The organism is Bradyrhizobium genosp. SA-3 (assembly GCF_004212635.1).
Taxonomy (GTDB): domain Bacteria; phylum Pseudomonadota; class Alphaproteobacteria; order Rhizobiales; family Xanthobacteraceae; genus Bradyrhizobium.
Genome location: NZ_PSRT01000076.1, coordinates 22,966 through 41,860, shown reverse-complemented (window position 1 = coordinate 41,860; position 18,895 = coordinate 22,966). Strand labels below are relative to the sequence as shown.

General features: G+C 61.0%; 18 protein-coding genes and 7 pseudogenes. 8 read left to right on the top strand and 17 right to left on the bottom strand.

Features of this window, described 5'->3' with window-relative positions; all coding sequences use genetic code 11:
• Positions 1–106 precede the first annotated feature (106 nt).
• The 4 genes from CWO91_RS45505 to CWO91_RS25160 all read right to left on the bottom strand — a co-directional run bounded on the left by CWO91_RS45505 (position 107) and on the right by CWO91_RS25160 (position 1,028).
• Positions 107–163 carry a hypothetical protein gene (locus CWO91_RS45505; RefSeq protein WP_130217250.1) on the bottom strand — a complete coding sequence of 19 codons (57 nt, stop codon included), beginning with the start codon at positions 161–163 and terminating at the stop codon, positions 107–109.
• Positions 164–176: 13 nt separating this feature from the next.
• Positions 177–398 (bottom strand): hypothetical protein, encoded by a 222-nt coding sequence (locus tag CWO91_RS25170; protein ID WP_130217238.1) that lies wholly within the window; start codon positions 396–398, stop codon positions 177–179.
• Positions 399–426: 28 nt separating this feature from the next.
• Entirely contained in the window at positions 427–633 is a 207-nt protein-coding gene (locus CWO91_RS25165) for a hypothetical protein (protein WP_130217236.1), read from the bottom strand.
• An 89-nt stretch (positions 634–722) separates the two neighbouring features.
• Positions 723–1,028 (bottom strand): hypothetical protein, encoded by a 306-nt coding sequence (locus CWO91_RS25160; protein WP_130217234.1) that lies wholly within the window; start codon positions 1,026–1,028, stop codon positions 723–725.
• A 52-nt stretch (positions 1,029–1,080) separates the two neighbouring features.
• Here CWO91_RS25160 and CWO91_RS44475 point away from each other — a divergent pair.
• Positions 1,081–1,579 (top strand): annotated as a pseudogene (locus tag CWO91_RS44475) (transposase); the annotation flags it as partial.
• 9 nt (positions 1,580–1,588) lie between these two features.
• Here CWO91_RS44475 and CWO91_RS25155 read toward each other — a convergent pair.
• The 7 genes and pseudogenes from CWO91_RS25155 to tnpA form a co-directional block, all read right to left on the bottom strand.
• Positions 1,589–2,425 (bottom strand): SDR family NAD(P)-dependent oxidoreductase, encoded by an 837-nt coding sequence (locus CWO91_RS25155; RefSeq protein ID WP_245471356.1) that lies wholly within the window; start codon positions 2,423–2,425, stop codon positions 1,589–1,591.
• 45 nt (positions 2,426–2,470) lie between these two features.
• Positions 2,471–3,136 (bottom strand): hypothetical protein, encoded by a 666-nt coding sequence (locus tag CWO91_RS44470; RefSeq protein ID WP_245471355.1) that lies wholly within the window; start codon positions 3,134–3,136, stop codon positions 2,471–2,473.
• Between the two features lie 31 nt (positions 3,137–3,167).
• Complete coding sequence (locus tag CWO91_RS45075) at positions 3,168–3,326, bottom strand: 3-hydroxyacyl-CoA dehydrogenase NAD-binding domain-containing protein (RefSeq protein WP_283811001.1); 159 nt, start codon at positions 3,324–3,326, stop codon at positions 3,168–3,170.
• 110 nt (positions 3,327–3,436) lie between these two features.
• Positions 3,437–3,577 (bottom strand): annotated as a pseudogene (locus CWO91_RS45500) (3-hydroxyacyl-CoA dehydrogenase NAD-binding domain-containing protein); the annotation flags it as partial.
• On the bottom strand, positions 3,574–3,999 hold the full coding sequence (locus tag CWO91_RS45495; protein ID WP_433995577.1) for a 3-keto-5-aminohexanoate cleavage protein: 426 nt from the start codon (positions 3,997–3,999) through the stop codon (positions 3,574–3,576). The gene CWO91_RS45495 and the pseudogene CWO91_RS45500, both read right to left, overlap by 4 nt.
• Positions 3,999–4,193, bottom strand: a complete 195-nt coding sequence (locus CWO91_RS25140) for a 3-keto-5-aminohexanoate cleavage protein (RefSeq protein WP_130217230.1) — start codon at positions 4,191–4,193, stop codon at positions 3,999–4,001. Before CWO91_RS25140 ends, CWO91_RS45495 begins: the two co-directional genes overlap by 1 nt.
• Before the next feature lie 88 nt (positions 4,194–4,281).
• Positions 4,282–4,690: pseudogene (tnpA, locus tag CWO91_RS25135) on the bottom strand (IS200/IS605 family transposase).
• Positions 4,691–5,685: 995 nt separating this feature from the next.
• Here tnpA and CWO91_RS45270 point away from each other — a divergent pair.
• The 3 genes and pseudogenes from CWO91_RS45270 to CWO91_RS25125 all read left to right on the top strand — a co-directional run bounded on the left by CWO91_RS45270 (position 5,686) and on the right by CWO91_RS25125 (position 7,061).
• Entirely contained in the window at positions 5,686–5,904 is a 219-nt protein-coding gene (locus CWO91_RS45270; protein ID WP_349643588.1) for an AroM family protein, read from the top strand.
• Between the two features lie 187 nt (positions 5,905–6,091).
• Entirely contained in the window at positions 6,092–6,235 is a 144-nt protein-coding gene (locus tag CWO91_RS44460; RefSeq protein ID WP_245471354.1) for a hypothetical protein, read from the top strand.
• A gap of 96 nt (positions 6,236–6,331) precedes the next feature.
• A pseudogene (locus CWO91_RS25125) lies at positions 6,332–7,061 on the top strand (IS5 family transposase).
• Between the two features lie 9 nt (positions 7,062–7,070).
• Here the strand turns inward: CWO91_RS25125 and CWO91_RS45490 are convergent.
• Positions 7,071–7,355 (bottom strand): annotated as a pseudogene (locus tag CWO91_RS45490) (transposase); the annotation flags it as partial.
• Between the two features lie 840 nt (positions 7,356–8,195).
• Between CWO91_RS45490 and CWO91_RS25115 the strand changes: the two are divergent.
• The 3 genes and pseudogenes from CWO91_RS25115 (at position 8,196) to CWO91_RS45065 (ending at position 10,143) form a co-directional block, all read left to right on the top strand.
• Positions 8,196–9,086, top strand: coding sequence for a 3-keto-5-aminohexanoate cleavage protein (locus CWO91_RS25115; protein ID WP_130217228.1), 891 nt, complete (start codon positions 8,196–8,198; stop codon positions 9,084–9,086).
• 307 nt (positions 9,087–9,393) lie between these two features.
• Positions 9,394–9,754: pseudogene (locus CWO91_RS45485) on the top strand (transposase).
• A complete protein-coding gene (locus tag CWO91_RS45065) occupies positions 9,667–10,143 on the top strand; it encodes a transposase (protein WP_283811000.1) in 477 nt (158 codons plus the stop codon). The pseudogene CWO91_RS45485 and the gene CWO91_RS45065 overlap by 88 nt, the downstream one beginning before the upstream one ends.
• A gap of 219 nt (positions 10,144–10,362) precedes the next feature.
• Here the strand turns inward: CWO91_RS45065 and istB are convergent, their stop codons facing one another.
• The 4 genes and pseudogenes from istB to CWO91_RS25085 all read right to left on the bottom strand — a co-directional run bounded on the left by istB (position 10,363) and on the right by CWO91_RS25085 (position 16,747).
• A complete protein-coding gene (gene istB, locus CWO91_RS25105; RefSeq protein WP_130217226.1) occupies positions 10,363–11,205 on the bottom strand; it encodes an IS21-like element helper ATPase IstB in 843 nt (280 codons plus the stop codon).
• Positions 11,202–12,734, bottom strand: a complete 1,533-nt coding sequence (gene istA / locus CWO91_RS25100; RefSeq protein WP_130217224.1) for an IS21 family transposase — start codon at positions 12,732–12,734, stop codon at positions 11,202–11,204. Before istA ends, istB begins: the two co-directional genes overlap by 4 nt.
• 570 nt (positions 12,735–13,304) lie before the next feature.
• A pseudogene (locus tag CWO91_RS25090) lies at positions 13,305–13,757 on the bottom strand (ATP-binding protein); the annotation flags it as partial.
• Positions 13,758–14,218: 461 nt separating this feature from the next.
• Positions 14,219–16,747, bottom strand: coding sequence for a CoA transferase (locus tag CWO91_RS25085; RefSeq protein WP_130217222.1), 2,529 nt, complete (start codon positions 16,745–16,747; stop codon positions 14,219–14,221).
• 432 nt (positions 16,748–17,179) lie between these two features.
• On the opposite strand from CWO91_RS25085, the gene CWO91_RS25080 reads away from it, so the two are divergent.
• On the top strand, positions 17,180–17,455 hold the full coding sequence (locus CWO91_RS25080; RefSeq protein WP_165405688.1) for a transposase: 276 nt from the start codon (positions 17,180–17,182) through the stop codon (positions 17,453–17,455).
• Positions 17,456–17,856: 401 nt separating this feature from the next.
• Here CWO91_RS25080 and CWO91_RS25075 read toward each other — a convergent pair whose 3' ends face one another.
• Positions 17,857–18,882, bottom strand: a complete 1,026-nt coding sequence (locus CWO91_RS25075) for an NAD(P)-dependent oxidoreductase (RefSeq protein ID WP_130217218.1) — start codon at positions 18,880–18,882, stop codon at positions 17,857–17,859.
• Between the last annotated feature and the right edge of the window lie 13 nt (positions 18,883–18,895).

The following is an 18,895-nucleotide window of genomic DNA, read 5'->3' as shown; positions in this document are numbered from 1 at the left end:
ACAAGCTCGCGAAACCAGACGCTGAAAGCGCTGTCGGGCTGGTGACGCAGCCACAACTAGGCAACTCGATCATGGTGGTGCGATACCGGCTTTGCTGATGCCCTGGTCACGGCGTGGAGCCGCTCTGGAAGTGAATCGGCGTCAGACCGACATAGCTTGCCAGCTCGCGGCGATTGTTAAATCGGGCGGTACAACACTTCGCCTGTCAATACCGTGGCAATCTCTGGTCCGATTGCATTGAGTTTGACGAGATCTTGGATCTTTTTCGCGTTGGTATGGACCGACATCCTAGCCGATGCGACGGCGTTGCGCTCCGCATCAATCTCGTTGAGCATTCGCAGTACGAGCTCCATGCGCTGCAATTCGCGTGCGATCTCTGCCTCGAGCCGCGGCGGCAACGCGCGTCCGTCCCCAGTACGTAACTGTTCAAGCCGCCGCGTCAGATCGCGGCCGCATTGGCTGGTAGTTGTAAATGCCGTGGATCGCACACAGGCCCTTAATGCGGTTGACGTGCTGGATGCGTTCAGCGATCAGCCGATCCCGCTCAGGGTGCAGCCGGCGGTCATCTTCTTCGGCGACGCTTTGCACGCGCACCACGCTCCACACCTTCGGCTCGCCACGCAGATAAACCATCAATGACCGCAGCAACCGTTCGGCATCGATGCGATCCGTCTTGGCTCGTCCGGCCCGCCGATCGACCTGTACGCTGGCCGGATCGACTACTAGGTGTGCACGCCCTGGCTTTCGAGCAGACGGCGGAGCCAGAATCCGTCATAGCCGGCCTCGTAGCATGAGATCATTTCCACGGGCCGGCCAAGCTCTCGAGCAACGCGCGTGCGTACCCGCTGTATTAGCTCCAAAAGTCCCGTCCAATCACATCCAGGGAGCGTGTGGCGGCTGACCTTGTCCGCCAGTGGCGTATTAATCGCGACGGCCCAGCCCTTCTTGCTCAATTCGATTGCCACAAGACAGCGGATCGCGGTGGTCAGCTGCGGCGGGCGCCAGGGTGTTACTGTTTGGGCTTCCATCAATAACTCCTATGCGCTGGTGGTGGGTCGAAATCGAGATAGTACCCCCTGTCCGCCACGCCCGCATAGGATCTACAAAAGGCATGGCACTACGTCGCCTGTTCGCCGCCCTCGATATTGCGACCGGAAGGATCATTGGCAAGTGCTACGGGCGCCATCGCACAGCCGAGTTCCGCAAGTTCCTTGACGAGATCGAGGCTGCAGTACCGCGCGAATCGACGTCCATCTCGTGATGTACAATTACGTCAAGTACAAGACCCCAATGATCCGGAGATGGCTGGCCAAAAAGCCGCGTTGACATGTGCACCTGACCCCGACGAGTTCGTCATGGCTCAACCAAGTCGAGCGCTTCTTCGCGCTCCTCACCGATAACAAGCAGCGTAGCCGCCCTCAGGACGGACATCGCCTCGTTCATCGAACCATACAACGCCGATCCCAAACCGTTCCGATGGACCAAATCCGCCGATGACATCCTTGCTTCCATCGAGCGCTTCTGCTGTTACAATGCCCCAAACGACGCGATGTTGCGAACTTCTGGTTCAGGACACTAGTGTTCGTCATCAGGCACTTGCACCGAGATCGATGGTGACGCACTCTCCATTTATTCCGGAAGCACAAGGGCTCGCAAGAAAGCCAATGGCTGCCGCAACCTCACGAATGTCGACGAAGCGATCACCTGGTTGAGACGAGCGGAAACGCGCGACGATCTCGTCGGTGTTTATGCCTCGGCTTGCAGCCTGAGCCTCCAGCTGACGACGCATCATCGCGGTATCCATCCAGCCCGGCGCGACCGCGTTGACAGTCAGGCCATGCGCAGCGCCCTCCAATGCGGCCACGCGAACCAAACCGAGAACCCCGTGCTTCGCAGCGATGTATGCAGCCCTTCCGGGCGCCCCGCCGAAGCTCGCGGTGGACGCCGTGACCACAACCCGCCCGCCCGGGGCTTTTGTCAAAGCCGACCACGCCGCCTTCATCGCGAAGAATGGCCCGTCCAACATCACGCCTCGAAGACGCTCCCATTCGGCGTCCGGAAACTGATCGATCGGTGCGACGAACTGACACCCAGCATTCAAGACAAGGATGTCGAGACGTCCAGCGGTTGCAAGTACATGCGCTATCATGTCGCGATTCCCGCTTGCAGTGGAAAGATCCGCATGCAAGACACCCTCGCTGGCAATACCCACACCATGCACGTCCGCCCCGCGTTCGCGCAGTTCGCTCACGATAGCCTTTCCAAGACCGCCCGCCGCTCCAGTCACCAGTGCAACTCGCCCCTCAAGCGACCACCCACGTGCGTGGGACTGCTGTTCGTAGCTCTTGGAACCGAACTCCATTTGGTTTTCCTTTCTCAATTGCTCAAAAGCGGAGAGTCTCATGGTTTCGATGTGAATCAGCATCTGCTCGTCCGTCGCGGCCAGCCCACTCGTCACCCTCGCACGTGATCACGTGATAGCGATGCAGGCGCTTGTCGTCGGCACCGAGAACCTGCGAGAGCGCCTGAACGCGTCGCCTGCCTGCAGTTCACCCAGATGAGACAGGTGCGTTTCGACCGTGAAGTAGGTGCCGCTGTTCGATCGGCACTCGCCCTCGGTGCCGATGTAACGTGTAACGTTCCGGTGGCCTCCCTGCAGAGTTGGACATAGGTGCTCTAAGCCGCGTGTCCGTTGCCGTCTATGCAGTTGGGCGGAATCTCTCGCGGGGTGCACAACTGGCCAGAATCCTGAGCGACCTGGGGAACGCGAGCGCGGAGCCCCTGTTCCCAGTGCGTGACCGTTTCGCCTGCGCCGTAGTCCCTGGGAATGCAGCGCCTGCAGGAGTGCCACGAGCAAGTCGTCGTATGCGGCGGGACCGTCCAAGGGGTCGGCCTTCACCAGCGCGTCTGCGTGCTCGGCCGCCTTCACCTCGATGTCAGATTTCTCAGTCAGCCTCGACAAAGGACACTTGAATTCCCATTGCTGGATGGTCTGGAGCATGCTCCTCTCGCCGCCGGTCATGCGGTAGGAGCCGATAGCCGCGCGGCGCAGCGCCCAGGAGTAGCGAACCACGTCATCGATTTCCCGCAGCGTGACCACATCGTCGTGCACCAGCCAAAGCGACTCGCGACTCAACACCTCCGCCGCGACGAATCCGTCTACCTCTTCACGCCACGAGCGGGTGCATCCCAATCGCCCGGTGGATCGCCCCCGCCCGCTCCGGCGCCTCCGGTGGCATGGGCTCTTCGGCGCACGTTTCAACCAGCGGCAGCAGGTACACAGGTTGGAACGGGTGCGCGACGAGAATGCCCTCGGGATGGTCCATCTCCGCCTGCAGCAGTAACGGGCGAAAGCTCGACGTCGAGGAATACAGATCAGAGCTCGGGACCTGGCAGGACGGCTGGCGGTGGCGAACAGCTTCTGCTTGAGCTCAAGGCGTTCCGGCGCAGACCCCTGCACGAGCTCCACAGCGCGCCCCGCGTCCGCTACCGAGCTCACAACTGTGAGTGTCGCTTCAAGTGGTAGCCGCACAAGGGGCAGTCGTTGATACCGCGCTTCGGCCAGCATGCTGTTCACATACTCGACTGCCTTGGGCGCGAGGTCGTACAGGCGCACGTCCACTCCGTTGAGCACGAACCGTGGGCCCAGCCGCCATCGATGACGCTGGCCCCGAGCAGCCCGACTGCTCGCGGGAGCGTCTCCGGAAGGTTCGACTTCTCAAGCATGACCGGCGGGCTTAGGCGTGCGATTTGGGCTTCGCATTTCCTGCGGGCTGACCACCCGCACATCGACCTCGTCATTTCTGTCGCCTCCTGTACGTACTCGTCGTTGGTCGCTAGCCGCCCGCGGAAGAGGTACAGGTTGTCTTCCAAACTGACGCGAACGTCCGCGCCAGCCAACGGAGCCCTGGCCGCATATGAAGGCTGCAAAGGCTGCATTGGTCCGACCGCGAAGATCAATAAATGGCCCGTAGCGGAAGCTGGTGCACCACTCGCCATCAACAAATCGTCCGGCGCGAGGTAGCCCACCCCATGCACAGCTGAATCAACAGCAGATCGTGAACTAGTCCTCCCTTGATTGGATCGTTCACGATCATCAGATAACCCAAGTCCAACATCTCGAGCTCAGGCTTCGCCCCGAGCTCTTGCAGGCGTTTGGTCATCTTGCGCAGGCTGCCGATGGTGTTAATCATGAGGCCGGGGACTTTAGGAATTGGGCCGCTCAAAGCGGCGGTGGGGACGCTAACGCGTCTCCGATTTTGTTGGCCGCCTAAAGCGGCCTTAGCGCGACATGTTGACTTGGTCGAGCCGCGTATCCTCGGCCCCTTGCTTGCGGATATACTCCCTGATCACCGCTTCCCCGGGCCTAAAAGTGCTGCCCTACGAAATTGCGTTTTCTCTCTCCATAGACCCGCTGCTAGGTGGATAGCGCTCTTTCTTTTGATGTACCAGATTACTTGCGACACCGCATACTTGGGCCGGTCGACAATCATCAAGTGAACATGATCGGACATCAGATGCCCTCTTCGACCCGGCACTCCTTCTGCATAGCCAGATCTGCGGAATACCTCCCCGAGATTCTGCCTCAACTCCCCGTGGGGCGCTTCCTGCGGCACTTGGGAATGAAGAACACGTGATATTTATATTTGCACTCCCACTTGCTGTGGCTTACGCCCTCGTAATCGTCCATCGCTCCTTTTTAGCGTGATGCCTCACGATTCGTGAGTTTCGTCGGTGGACGACTTCCTGAAATTTCAAACTTCTGCTGCCTCCCCAGCAGAGCCGGGGCCTCCCTTGGTATGCTAGAGCGACCGAGCAGGTCTCGTCGGAATTCTCCTGGCGACAAGATCGCTAACAGCGCCGTGGCTGCCGCAGTCCTCATCCCAGCAATCGACGTGCCACTCCGCGAGGCTTGCCTGCCAGGGAAAAAAACGCTGCGGGTCGTCGGATTTGCGACATCGCCGTAGTTAACCGGACACGACTCCATGACAAAATGGAACCTCATGTGAGGCCCATCGCCTCTTGTGCGGAGCTCGAACTACTGCTTGACGATGGCGCAACTCGGCGACCTCGCGACCGACGCGCTCGATATTCTTCGAGTCCGCGCGAAGCCCATGGGCTGTGGTCGAACCTCACGCGCACCCTGTCCTCGAATGCTTCATCGAAAGCGGGTCTCGACACGCCTCCCATTTCGATCCGAGTGCTGGATAAGCTAACACGCAGCTCATAAGGATAGGACAAGGTGAAGCGATGGCAAGCATAGTTAATCCGTTGCACACTCACCCGTTCTTCGGGTAGACGAGAACGTCTTTGCCAAAAAAGGACGACGAGCTTTCAATAGGGACATGGTCAAACCGAGCTAACAGGTGTGCGCCGCATCGCCCTGCGTTCGCGCTGTTGGTATTTATTGTTCGCTTGAGGGCCGGCCGAAACGGCTACTGCTGGCAAGTACTGGTATATTTCGAAGTGGATCTGATCACAGATGATCGATTTTCCTCTCCCCCAAAACAAGCGGCGGTTCGCTTCGCTGAAATCCGGACAGTCGTTCTTCGGTGCGCCCGTAGGTATCTTGCAGCTCGTTCGCCCAGCATCCGGCCTTACATTCCAGGGAGTGTTGGGAACGCCAGCACGTGGAGTGTCCCTGTACGTTACAAGACGGTGCCTGACTTTCATAATGCTGCGGAAATGACCTCGGCCGTGACCCAGGCCGCAACTGACCTCGTACGCGAGGGTGCGCAACTGATCACCTCCAACTGCGGGTTCATGATCCGGTATCAAGAGGCGGTCCGTGCCGCAGTCGATGTGCCCGTGCTCCTATCCAGTCTTCTACTCGCTCCGTTCCTCGAACGGATACTTCCGCGCGAGAAGGCCCTCGGCATTTTACAGCGAGCGCGTGTTTGCTGACTCCGGACTTGTTTGAAGCAGCCGGGCTGCCAGCCAACTCCAAGCGCATGGTCATCTCTGGACTCGAGGACGCCCCCGCGTTCGCGGCCGCTTTTCTTGACCCTGCGGCGACCTGGATGTAACCGCCGTCGAGACGGAAACGGTCGATGCCGCGGTGGCCCTACTCGACGACCGGCCGGACATTGGGATGCTGCTGATCACGTGCTCCGAGCTGCCGTCTTACGCCGCGGCGGTCCAGCGGGCGGTCGGCATTCCGGTTTTCGACTACACCTCTCTGGTCGAGTTCTTCGTCGGGGGACTGATACGAAGACCGTTTGAAGGCCTCTACTAAGGCCCCTGGAGGGTTGTACAGGGCAACGCGCGTTTGGTCTAACCCAGAGCTGCGCTGGCGCTGCCGCTCGAGAGCGACTATTTCGGGCGCGACGTCATGAGCCGCTGGCTGAGCGAGGCGGAGTGGAAGCGGATTGAACCGCTGTTGCCACGTGGGCGGCGCGGTGCTTATCGCGTGGACGACCGCCGTGTGATCAGCGGGATCCTCCACATGCTGCGATCAGGCGCGCGCTGGCGAGACTGTCCGGCAGATTACGGCCCCTACACGACAATCTATAACCGCCTCAATCGCTGAAGCCGCCAAGGCGTGTGGGCGATATTTCTACGCCTTGACCAGGCTCAACCGGCCGGGTCGGGACGATGTCCATCGACGCGCCCCACATCGGCGGCGGGCCCAAAAAGGGGGGACTTCCAGCAGGCTGGTCGGCCGCTTGCGAGGCGGACGCACCACTAAAATCCACGCGCTGACCGAGGACCAAGGACGTCCGTTCGCCTTCGTGATCACCCCCGGCAACTGCCATGACCTCACCGCGGCGCGCGATCTGCTGTCTCTCCTGCTCGACGATTGTTGGCTGACAGGGTCTATGACGCCAACGGCCTGCGTGAATGGTTGGCCGAGCGCGGAATAAAGGCAGTAATTCCGCCGAACCCAACTCGCAAGCATCCGCATCGATACGACGCCAAAGCCTACAAAGGACGCAATCTCATCGAACGCATGTTTTGCCGCCTTGGACTTCAGGCGGATTGCGACCCGCTACGACAAACGAGCCGACAACTTCCTTTCCGCCATCCTCTTGGTCGTCGCCGTCACTTGGTGGATCAATTGAGTCCGGACCCTAGTGCTGTTCGTCCCTTCCAACCGTTATGTGACACCCGGATGACCGGCTGTGATCTAGTTCACGCCGTAAGAGCGGCGGGTTCCTTGTAGCGCTGGGGCGCCGAGCCGATAATCCGGTGAGCCAGGGCCGATGGCCCGTGCCATGGATCTTGGCATAGCGGATCACGGCGAGTGCGCCTGCCGTGAACAGGCTGCGCAAATAGCGATCGCCTTGCTTGCTTATACTGCCAAATTTGTCCTTGCCACCGCTCGAGTTCTGCTTCGGTACGCGCCCAACCCAGGCCGAGAAGTCCCGACCCTATCGGAAGGCGTTGGCATCGGCAACGCTCGCGACCAGCGCCGTTGTCAGCGCCGGCCCGACGCCAGGAATCGCGTCCAGCCGTTTGCTCGTCGTATGTGATCGATGCCAGGCGATGATGCGTCGGTCGAACTCCAAAATCCGGGCCTTTAGGGCCCAATTTGCTGCCGAGAGCAGCAAGACACGCGCCGGCCACCTCTGGGAGCCGGCGGTCAGCTGTATCGGCGACGACTTCTAGCAATTGCTCGGCCCCCTGGGTCCGACCGGGGCGACAATCCCAAACTCGGCAAAGTAGGCGCGGATTAAATTGATGACGGCAGTCTGCTGGCGAATGAACAGATGGCGCGCCCGGTGGAGCATCAGGTGCTTCATGGCACCAGTAGCCAGAAATCATGATGCCAGACTATTCACTGGTGTCGAGCGCGTCGGCGGCGAGATCGGCTTAGAGTGTGTTATTATCCGAGTCCGCACGAGCCCCGGCATCACATGCGGCTCCATCCCTATCTGGCCAGCCGTGTCCGATTGATGTTGGAACTCCGACTACCCGCATTATCATCCAAGAGCAAGCTACTAGCTACATGCGCTTTCTCTCGTCAGGCAAGCCGCGCACGTGATTCCGCGAGTGGCACGCCGATTGCTGGGATGAGGATTGCCATAGCCAAGGTGTTGGTAGCGGGCCTGTCGTCAGGACCCGTTGATCCCAGTCAGTGCGCGGCGCTGTTTACGCCCAGAACTCCAGAAGAGATAAACATCATGAAATAATAACTTATTGCGGCTCTGGCCCGATTTGGGGCGGCCAAGCTTTCAGCGAAGGAGAAGGACGGGATGATCTCTGAGGTATTCATCACTTGTGCGGTAACAGGGGGGGGCGCGAATGTGGAGCGTAGCCCGCATGTGCCGGTAACCCCGGAGCAGATCGCGAACTCGGCGATCCAGGCAGCGCGGGCGGGGGCGGCGGTAGTGCACGTCCACGTACGTGATCCCAAAACCCGGAAGGGCTCGCGAGATCCGGCACTGTATCGGGAGGTGGTGCAGCGCATTCGAAAGTCGGATGTGAACCCCGTGATCAACCTGACCGCAGGAATGGGCGGCGACCTCGTGCTGGGTGGACCTGACTCTCCGCTGCCGCCGGACTGCGCGGGGACGGACATGGCAGGCGCGCTTGAGCGACTGGTACATGTCGAAGAGTTGCGTCCGGAGATCTGCACACTGGATTGCGGATCGATGAACTTTGGCACCCGTGAGTACGTCATGGTCAACACCTATCCCTCGCTGCGCAAGATGGCCGGACGCTTGCAGGAGCTCGGGGTTCGTCCTGAGCTCGAGGTGTTCGATACCGGTCATCTGTGGACAGTGCGCGACTTGGTCGAGGAGGGGTTGATCAATCAGCCGCTGATCCAGCTGTGCATGGGCATCCCCTACGGCGCCCCAGACGATCCGACCACGCTGATGGCGATGGTGAATGGGCTCCCGCCGGGCGCCATCTACTCGGCCTTCTCGATCGGGCGGATGCAGCTTCCCTATGTAGCGATGGCAGCATTGGCGGGCGCGAACGTCCGAGTGGGATTGGAGGACAACCTGTACCTCTCGCGGGGGCGGCTGGCGACGAACGCTGAGCTGGTGGAGCGGGCAGCACAGATCCTCGACAATATCGGCGTGCGGGTGATGCGCCCGGATGGGGTGCGCGAGAAGCTCGCGCTCAGAGTTCATTGCTGAGAGGTGACAGGCCCATGTCTGAGAGGTAGGGGCGAACGGTCGGACTGCTGGCAGGAGGGTAATCGGCGGCGAGTGGGCCGCACTGTTTATCCCTCAGCGGGTGGAAGTGCGGCTGTATGGTCCGTCGGTAGTGTGCGGGAGGTTCTGCAAAAGCTGAGAGGCTGCGGCGGTCATGGTAAGTCCGGAAGATCACCGCTCGTAGAGGAGCAAGGACCACCATGACCGTGACAAAGATCAGGACGGATATCTGCCGTCAAAGCTTTTGGCGTCGGACAAGGAGTTCCTCAAGCCACTAATCCAGGCTGCGGTGCAGGAGACGCTGGAAGCCGAGATGGCGGAGACGCTGGGCGCGGAGAAAGGGGAACGCACCGAAGCGCGGCTCGGCTATCGCTTCGGCTACTAACGCGCTGATCAATCGGGTCGGTAAGATCGAGCTGAAGGTGCCGGAGGACCGCCAATGGCGGTTCTCGACCGAGCTGTTCGAGCGCTACCAGCGCGGAGAAGGCGCTGGTTGCGGCCTTGGCCGAAATGTACGTGCAAGGCGTGTCGACGCGGAAGGTCAAACAGGTCTGAGGAGCTGGTGGGACATGCCTTCTGGACCTCGGCGATCAGCGCCATCAACAAGCGGCTGGATGCATCACTCAAAGCCTTCTGTGAACGCAAGCTGAGGGAACCGTTCCCTTATCTGATCCTGGACGCCCGCTATGAGCGGGTGCCCGAAGACGGGATTATTGCGAGCCAGGCGGTGCTGATCGCATCGGCCTTGACTGGGAAGGCCGGCGTCAGGTGCTTGCAGTTGAGCTCGCCAACCGGGAGAGCCGCTCGAGTTGGAAGGAGTTTTGGAAGGCCTGAAGGCCGTGGCCTGCATGGCGTCGAGTTCGTCGTCTCCGACGATCATCCCGGGCTGAAGAAAACGATCGCCGAGGTCCTCGCCAGGGTGTTGTGGCAGCGCTGTTACGTAGGGTCGTTGAAGAAGTGGCCAATGGATTTCGCGCGATGCAGCGACCGGCCCCGTCATGGCCCTCGCGTCAAAACCCGCGCTACGGTGCGATCTTAAGCCGCAAACGGACTACAAGGGACAATCCAATTTTTCGCTCAGTACATCCACCACATGCTGCTCGGTGAGGCTGTCCCAACTCACATTGGCGCGGATCAGTATAGCGCGACAATCAGGATGAGAGCGGCGCGTCAATCAAGATGAGACGAGGCGGCCGAGTCAGGAGATAATTGACGCTGTCGGCCGGCTTGGCCAGCGTTGATTGACGCTGCGCGACAATCAAGCGGCGCTGCCGGCGTCAATCACAGTCTTGTCGAGCTCGTTGGGCGTAGTGTGAGCGGGCGGTCGGCCTGGACCGCGCTTGCGATCGAGGGCAACTTTTCGACGATAGCTCTCGACGTTCATCTCAAGGATCGTGGCGTGGTGCACCAAACGATCGATGGCCGCCAGCGTCATTGCTTGATCCGGGAAGATTCGCCCCCATTCGCCAAATGGCTGATTGGCCGTGATCAGCAGCGAGCGTCGCTCGTAGCGCGCGGCGATCAACTCGAACAGCACGCTGGTTTCCGCCTGATCCTTGCTCACATATGTGATGTCGTCGAGGATCAGGAGGTCATAGCGGTCGAGTTTGCTGATCGCGGACTCCAGCGCCAGCTCGCGCCGCGCGACCTGCAGCCGTTGCACCAGATCAGTGGTGCGCGCGAAGAGAACGCGCCAACCGTTCTCGACGAGAGCCAGGCCGATCGCTGCGCCGAGATGAGTCTTGCCGCCGCCGGGTGGGCCGAACAACAGCAGATTGGCGCCGGCCTTCAACCAAGCGTCGCCGGCGGCGAGCGCCATCACCTGTGCCTTCGACAGCATCGGCACGCTTTCGAAGTCGAAGGTGGCGAGCGTCTTGCCGGCGGGCAAACGCGCTTCCACCATGTGTCGCTCGATGCGTCGGCGGGTACGATCGGCTGCCTCGTGCTCGGCAAGAGCGGCGAGGAAGCGGGCGGCAGGCCAGCCTTCCTTGTCCGATTGCGCGGCGAGCTTCGGCCAGATCGCCTTAACGCCCGGCAGGCGCAGCTCATTGAGCAGCAGCTCGACGCGGGCAGCATCGACGGAGGTCGCTATGCTGGTCATGCCACTTCTCCCAGGCTGGAGCGGGCCGACACGATGCTGACGGAGGCCAGCTCATTGTAGACGTTAAGCGGCGCCAGTTTGACGGCGACGCTCGGGATCGAGGTCGCCTCCGGCCGGAAGCGGTCGCGCAATGCCGCAAGATCGGGTAGTCGTCCGGCATCGAGAGCGGTCGCGATCGCCTCGGCGAGCTCGGCCTCGCAGGCTCGCTCATGGGCCAGAGCCAGAAGCTCGACCGTCACCTTGCAGGCGCGCCGGTCGTCACCGTGCTCCCGCAAGGTCTCGAACAGGCGTTTGTAAGCCGTGCGCGGGAAGAGCTGGTCGCGATAGACGAGATTGAGGAGCGCCATCGGCTTGCGCCGCAGGGCATGGATGACGTGCCGATAATCAACGACATGCCCGCCGTGGTTCTCCGACACAGGCCGACCGCGCCGCAGCGTCCCGACCGGCGTGACGCCGAGGAAGCATTCGAGCCGATCGTCGAAGATGCGCACGCGCAGGCGATGGCCAATCAGTCTTGAAGGCACGGTGTAGAACACGCGCCGCAGGATGAAGCCGCCTGACGACGTCACCGGGATCACCTTCTCCTCGAAGTCGGTCGTGCGGCCTTTCGGCAGGGGCGCCAGTGCTTCCTTCTCGAGCGCAATCCGCTTGGCAAGGTTGGCGTTGCGCCGGCCGACAATCTCGTCGACAAAAGCCCGGTAGGCATTGAGACTGATGAAGTCGCGCGTGCCCCGCAGTAACAGTGCATCCTCCAGCGCTCGTTTGAGATGACCGTGCGCGCTCTCGATCGAGCCGTTCTCGTGTGCGATGCCCGCATTGTTGCGCGTTGGTGCCATGCCGTAGTGGCCCATCAGCGCGGCGTAGCGCTGTGTCAGATCCTCACGCGCATCCGCCGCGAGATTGCGGAATGCAGCCGACAGGCTGTCGCTGCGATGCTCCCGCGGCACGCCGCCGAGCGCCCACAGGGCGTTCTGCAAGCCTTCGGCCAGGGCGACGAAGCTTTCGCCGCCGAGCACGACATGGGCATGCTCGAAGCCGGAGAACGCCAACCGGAAGTGATAGAGCCGGTGATCGAGCGGCTCACCCGCGATGGTAATGCCGAGCGCGCTCACGTCAGTGAAGTCAGACAAACCTATTCGGCCGGGCTCATGCTCCTGGCGGAAGATCACGTCCTGTTCGGGGCCGTTGAGCGCCCGCCAGGCATTGATGCGCCGCTCCAGCGTGCGTCGGATGTTGGGATTGAGGTTGGGATGCCGTCGGCGCAGTTCGTCCAGCACGCCAATCACGCGGATGCCGGGCGCAGCCTTCAGGATCGGGATGATCTCGTCGTCCCAATAGGGCGCGAGTGGATCGGATCGTCGCCGGCCCCTCGGCGCCTTCTTCTGTGATGGCGGACGCGCATCGCCCTCGATCCGATACGCACTCGCTTTGGAGAACCCCGCCTTGGCCGCAGCCGCCTCGGGGGACAATGTCAGTCGGTAATTCATGTATAGCCTCATCTGGTGGTCGGTGATGTGCAGGCCAGGCAAGGCATCGATCCCTCTTGTCGAGACGAATCAACAGCTTGCACCAGCCCCGCCCAGCCGCCAGACGGGTCCAAAAACACGCGACGCCGATGGGGACGGTCCTCCGGTCGGGCTACGCCCTCCCTTCGGTCCGTCCCCATCGGCGCAGTCTCATGATTGTCGCTGAAGTCTCACCCTGTTCGCCGCCGCGCAGATCAGCGACGCATCGATGTGGACCCACCTCCGCGGTGGCGATTTTGGCCTTCAAACAGGCCTCGACTGTGCGTTTGAAGATCCTACGGAACCGCTCTTCGCCCGCGGATGCGCGTCAGGCTTGAATGGTGCGGTAGCTGCTCGTGCAGGCCATAACCAGCAAACCCCGGGGATTCCGAGACGATGTCGCCCACCTTTCCGATTTGATCTCGCCCGGGGACGAGGCGTTCTGGCTGCCTAGGTTCTCTGGCATTGAGCAAGCCGCGCGGTCAACTGGAATCGCGGCTTGAACCTGTTGTGTTTCTGTTGCGGTTGCTGTGGCCATGTGGGCAACGCCTTGGCGTTGTCCAAGCGCAGCGGCATGTCCACAGCGTCACGGGCTCAGGCCTTTCGGGCGGATTGCCGGGTTCGGCGCAGGCTCTCGCCGGTGAAGTCGAGCCGATGGGCATTGTGCACGAGGCGATCGAGCACGCCGTCGGCATAGGTGGGATCTCCAATGAATACATGCCACTGGTCCACGGGGAGCTGGCTGGTGACGATGTTGGAACGGTGACCGTAGCGATCTTCGAGGATTTCCAGGAGGTCGTGACGGGCACCGGCGTCGAGCGGCTCAAGCCCCCAGTCATCGAGGATCAGCAGATCGACACGGCCGAGCCCGCGCAATAGGCGCGGATGGCGGCCGTCGCCGCGCGCGAGAGCGAGATCATCGAACAGACGCGGAACACGTTGATAGAGCACGGAGCGATTGTCACGGCAGGCCTTGTGGCCGAGCGCCGAGGCGAGCCAGCTCTTGCCGACGCCGGCCGGGCCGCAGATCAGCAGGTTGGCATGGTCGTCGATCACGAAGTAGCTGACATTTGGCTCGTAGCGACCGGCGCGGTCGTTTGTAGCTGCACCGATAGGACACGCAACTCGCGGCGTAATGCCCTTCTGCTAGGTGAACTAGATGGCTTCACCGTTGGCTCGATGCAGCGACTGAATTTGACCCCGTCGGATCGGAAAGCTGCTCGCTTCCGGCAAGAGGGCTCTCAGGCCTAGATTACTTGGCCGGCACCGGGTCGGCGTTTGCGTCGACGCCGACCAGCAGCCGTTGCAGAGGATTTGCGTTGTGCACCCACTGTCGGTGCAAACGTAGTTAAGATTGAGGCTACCCATCTGGATTGGTGGCGCGGTGTCGGCCGACGCTTGCTTACGTCGGCTCAGAATGTCTAGCTTAGGGAGCACTGGGAATCGCCAGCGATGTGCATTAGTTGGCCATCGGTGTACACTAAGTCGTAGACGCGCCGGCGCCCCGCTCACGACGGCAGGTATTCCTCGCTCCAGGAGTCGCTGATTTCGCGGACTTCGAGCATATTGCGAATTTCCTGGTCCGCATACCCGAGCTCGGCCAGGACTGACCGAGTGTCCGCTCCCGGTTTTGGCGCAGCCGTGGGCGCTGTGATCACAGCACGCGCAGAGCGCACCGCGCAACGTCCGATGAGCTCTATCGGATGCCCACTCGGGTGGTGCTCGTCTCGTTCGAATATCAGGGTCGTATCCGCGCTCCCGCGCCCGCCGTCATCCATGGCCATGAAGCGTGCACGTACGCGGTCGACGCTCTCCAACCGCTGCGCCGCGACGCCTTGGGCTCGTAAGCGCAGGACGACAGTGTCAACGCTCTCGCTCGCAAACGCCCGCTCCAAGGTCTGCTCGAGTTGTGGATCCTCAGCCGCAACATCGATTCCTAGCTCACTCGTCATGGCGGGCAGCTGGCTCGGCTTACAGGCGAGGAAGAACCAGCCGTCCGTGGCTTCGTAACAGCGGTAGAGCGGACCGGTCCCGAGCGCCTCCGGTCCGCTCGGCTCATCGAACGGCGAGCGGGCGGGATGGTCGTACATGAACGGGAGCTGGATCAGCTGCCCCACGGCGACCAGCGAGGCCCGCGCCAAGTGCGTGTCGACTCCGCTGCGGCGGGCGTAGAGCGCGACCGCCGTCGCGAGAGCGCCCGCGTATCCGGTCAGCACGTCGACAGTCCCAACGTCCATGTGGTCCTCAGGAGTTTGCGGCCCGCCGCCGAACCTCGCCATGAGGCCGGTCACGGACTGTGCGACCTCGTCGTACCCGAGCCGGTTGCACCAAGGACCTCCGCTCGGACCGCCCAATGCATCAACTTGGCAGAGCACGGCGTCCGGATTCAGCGCAGCGATTGACTCCGCATCGAGCCCCAGGCGCGTGAGTTGCTGCGAGGTCGCGTTGATAGTCACGACGTCCGCACGCTTGACGAGCGCCTCGAGCACCCGCCGCCCGCGGCTGGTTGTGATGTCGACAAGCGCGCTGCGCTTGCCGCGGTTGCTTTGCACACCATACAGCATGGCGGTGTAAGGACCAAACATCGGGCGCACCGGCTCGAGCCTGATCACCTTGGCGCCGAAGCGCTGAAGGGTGCCGGATACCGTCGGGCCGGCGAGGACGTTGGTGAGGTCGAGCACTGTGACGCCATCCAGCCAGCCGCTGCCTGGCGACCCGCCACAGTGGGACTCAACTGACCTGCTTTGGCGCCCCGCCCCCTCGACTAACTCGTCTAAAATTTCGGCACGATCACCATCGAGGGTCGAAGCCGGGCGCGGCGCGGATCGCTTCAATTCTATCCCGCCGAGCCAAGCCAAGCTTGCGGGCTGCCGCATTTCTCCATACCGGCGATCTTTGACGTCGATGAGAAGTCCGGCCTGCAGAGGGTGCTCCTCGTGGAGCCACTCCTGGGTTGTTCGGACAATTGCGCCCGGCACCCTGCCATCGGCGAACACCTTCTCCCAATGACTGCTGGCCTCCCGCTCGAATACCGCTGCCATTCGTGCCGCCAGTAACTCGTTGCATTTGGGGGACGACGGTCCGCTCTCCGGCGTGCAGTCGCCACCCGCAGGCCACGAGCGCGTGGGCATGAATGGGTTGAAGGTGGAGATCTCATCGGCCGCCACTTCCGCGAGAAGGCCAAGGAGCGCCAGCGTCCGCCTCGGGTGCTTCAGTTGGCAGCCCGCCATGATATAGAAGTACCGGCCGTCCGCGCACCGATACCTGCGGTAGAGTGCTGGAATGTAGGACTGAAGTTCATCGTAGGTGACACCGAACGGCTCCCCGGCCTGACGACGGCGTGAGATCTCCTGCTGGCGCAATGAGCTATATCGCGCCGGCAGTCCCTCAATGCGCATCGAGCGGGTGGCGAGCCCCTCCGACAGCGCTGCCGCGAGAGGCACCTCCACCACATCCCCATGGCCAGTCTTGGCGCGCGAATACAGCGCAAGAACGACGGACATCGCACCGAGCACGGCGCCGTAAGCCGACGCCAGCGGCAACGGCGAGAACGATGCTGTCTTCCCCATGAGCACACGGGTCAGCGACATGTCGGCGAACTGACCGATCGCGGCGCTGACGATCCCCTCCCACGCGGGAATGTCGCGCGCCTCCGCATCACAGCTCGCGAAGCCTGGTAATGACAGGCACACCAGCCGCGGGAAAGCCGCCGCCAGCTCCCGCGCGCCGAGACCGAGGCGCTCCATGACTCCCGGGCGGAAGTTCTCGATCACAACGTCGGCCGTTGCGATGAGCCGACGAGCGATGTCACCGTCTTTGGAGATATTAAGATCGAGTGCGATGCTCCGCTTGTTGCGGTTGAGAATGTTGGTCGCGGGGTGATCCCACAACGAACCGCCGGGTGGATCAATGCGGACAACGTTTGCGCCCAGATCCGCGAGGATCATCGCAGCTAACGGGCCGGCCATGTATTGTCCGAAATCGATAACTCGCACACCCGCGAGCGGCGCGATCTCCGATGGTTCGCTCGTCTTCACCTTTTCCCTCGCTTCATGGCGGCGTGTCGTTTGGCCCGAGTGACAGTAGTAAGCCGCCGAATACAGAGATACTAATTTGGCGCGTGTCAGAGCAGGAATCCTGCATTGGATTGCTAAAACGTGAAGCTTCTTATCTCTTCCCACGTTCGACTCCGAAAGCAGACACTGGACCTAATGAGAGGCCGCGGTCCCATGGCTTCATCAGTTCGATCGTCGTCATGCTGTTGTTGAGGCTACGGCCGTCGAGACCGGCGAGCGCGTCTCACCGCATGTTCATCATAGAAGCGGACAGAAACGCCGCAGCGGGTAATGTAGCGTCGGTGAACTATCACGCCCACTCTCTTGCAATGGGGCGCATTGGCCTCAATGTCTCTGGTACGTCCACTGCTCCTGGACGCGCACTTTCGCGGGCTTTTTGAGGCAGTCTTGGGCATGCTCGATCAGCTCGTTGGTCTGAAGGACGCGCTATGGGACCGAATGTTGGGCCTGATCATCGGCCGTCGGACCAGCGGACCTGGAGAGATTACCGTAATGTTTGAAGGGGAACTCTGGATTGTCGCAAGCGGAGCTCCTTGGCGTGATCTGTCGGAAATGGTCAGGTGGTTGAACAATGCCCTTCGGCGGTTCGGCCGCTGGCGCGAGAAAGGCGTTGTGAGCATACTTCGCAGCCTTTTCGGACGCCCATTTGAGAACCTGATCATAGATTGATCGTACCCAACGGCGTGGTGCAGCTGAGCGGAGTGTCACATTCGTCGGCGTGGGCTCGACAGCTCAGCTGGCGATAGCTGGAAGGCTGAAGGTGGGACCACCGCTGAATGCGTGCGACGGTTTCGACCCTCATGTAAGGGGCGCGCTGGTCTAACAGGCGGAGCTCATTCGGTGGCAAAGCAGCGATAGCTTCATCCTCCGACCCTCAGCGCATGCAGCGAAATGATTAGGAGTTTTAATCAAGCTTGTAGAACGTGCCGTCATATTCTGGAACGACTGTCGCGAGATTAGCAAAAGTAGGGCAAAACTCTAACTCAAGACGGCCTTTGAACAGCGAGGAACTAATTGGAAGCGTTCAAGGTCGTCTTGAGCGGTTATCGGTTCGGCCCGAACGTTCCAATCTAGTAGCCTAACTCCAGGTTGACCTCCCTACTGATTGGTTTTCCCGCTGCAAACTCCACCAGGTTCTGAGTGCCCCACTCAATATTTCGTTGCAGAACGTCATCGGCGTTTGCAGCCTGATCATCAGAGCCAACCACATTCGGAAGCTTGTGAACCCCCAAGCGTGAGCCCGTGCCGATTGGAAAGGCTCTTCCAAATCCATAGGTCCACCACGCGTCGGCTGCATAGCCGCGCAAACTACCCGAAGTCAGTGCCTGATAAAGTGGTTTCTCCTGCATCAACATTCCGCGCGCGATATTGATCAGAAACGCAGACGGCTTCATGGCATCTAGTTCGGCTTGGCCGAAAAACTGGTGAGTTTCCGGCGTATTGGGCGTTGCCAGAATGACGTAGTCGCATTGTGCGAGCACGGAATGCAGTTCGTCCATTCCATGAACCGAATCGACGTTCTCGACCCGCTTCCCTTTGTTACGGCGGACGCCCAGAACACGCATGTCAAATCCCTTTGCGTGTTTCGCAATACGGCTTCCGATGTTCCCGATGCCAATGATTCCCATTGTGCGACCATGTAGCATGGCCGCTCGATAGTCGTCCGCGTACAGAGGAAACGGTTTATGTCGCTCCAGCGATGCTTGATGCTTGAGCAGGGTTTTCTTCGCAAGGGCCAACACGAACATCATCGCCTGCTCGGCAACCGCAACTCCGTTGGCGCCGCGGATGTTTGCAAGTTTCACGCCTCGTCGCTTAAAAAGGGAAAGTGCCCCCATTTGCCGGAGGTCGTCAACACCAGAATGCAGCCACGAAAACAACTTGAGTTTTCGTGCAATTTCCAGGGCACCATCTGGCACGCTGAAGGCAATAATCGCATCAGCGTCGGCGACGAGGTCCTTTACGTCCGAGTAAGCGCAATCGAAGCGAGAGAGATATTCGCCTTCTGGCGCTATAACCACGGTGCCAAGCGGCATTGCGCTTTTGATGTAATTGATCTCATCATCTGTCGCATACCAGAAGCAGACTACCTTCATCGTGCCGTTTCCT

Bases quoted from the DNA above. Each gene is read 5' to 3' on its own strand.
- CWO91_RS25165 (WP_130217236.1), bottom strand. From the start codon at position 633: ATGGTTTATCTGCGTGGCGAGCCGAAGGTGTGGAGCGTGGTGCGCGTG.
- CWO91_RS25160 (WP_130217234.1), bottom strand. From the start codon at position 1,028: ATGGAAGCCCAAACAGTAACACCCTGGCGCCCGCCGCAGCTGACCACC.
- CWO91_RS25155 (WP_245471356.1), bottom strand. From the start codon at position 2,425: ATGCTGATTCACATCGAAACCATGAGACTCTCCGCTTTTGAGCAATTG.
- CWO91_RS45075 (WP_283811001.1), bottom strand. From the start codon at position 3,326: ATGGACCATCCCGAGGGCATTCTCGTCGCGCACCCGTTCCAACCTGTG.
- CWO91_RS45495 (WP_433995577.1), bottom strand. From the start codon at position 3,999: ATGGCGAGTGGTGCACCAGCTTCCGCTACGGGCCATTTATTGATCTTC.
- CWO91_RS25140 (WP_130217230.1), bottom strand. From the start codon at position 4,193: ATGATTAACACCATCGGCAGCCTGCGCAAGATGACCAAACGCCTGCAA.
- CWO91_RS45270 (WP_349643588.1), top strand. From the start codon at position 5,686: ATGACCTCGGCCGTGACCCAGGCCGCAACTGACCTCGTACGCGAGGGT.
- CWO91_RS44460 (WP_245471354.1), top strand. From the start codon at position 6,092: ATGCTGCTGATCACGTGCTCCGAGCTGCCGTCTTACGCCGCGGCGGTC.
- CWO91_RS25115 (WP_130217228.1), top strand. From the start codon at position 8,196: ATGATCTCTGAGGTATTCATCACTTGTGCGGTAACAGGGGGGGGCGCG.
- istB (WP_130217226.1), bottom strand. From the start codon at position 11,205: ATGACCAGCATAGCGACCTCCGTCGATGCTGCCCGCGTCGAGCTGCTG.
- CWO91_RS25080 (WP_165405688.1), top strand. From the start codon at position 17,180: ATGCTCGATCAGCTCGTTGGTCTGAAGGACGCGCTATGGGACCGAATG.
- CWO91_RS25075 (WP_130217218.1), bottom strand. From the start codon at position 18,882: ATGAAGGTAGTCTGCTTCTGGTATGCGACAGATGATGAGATCAATTAC.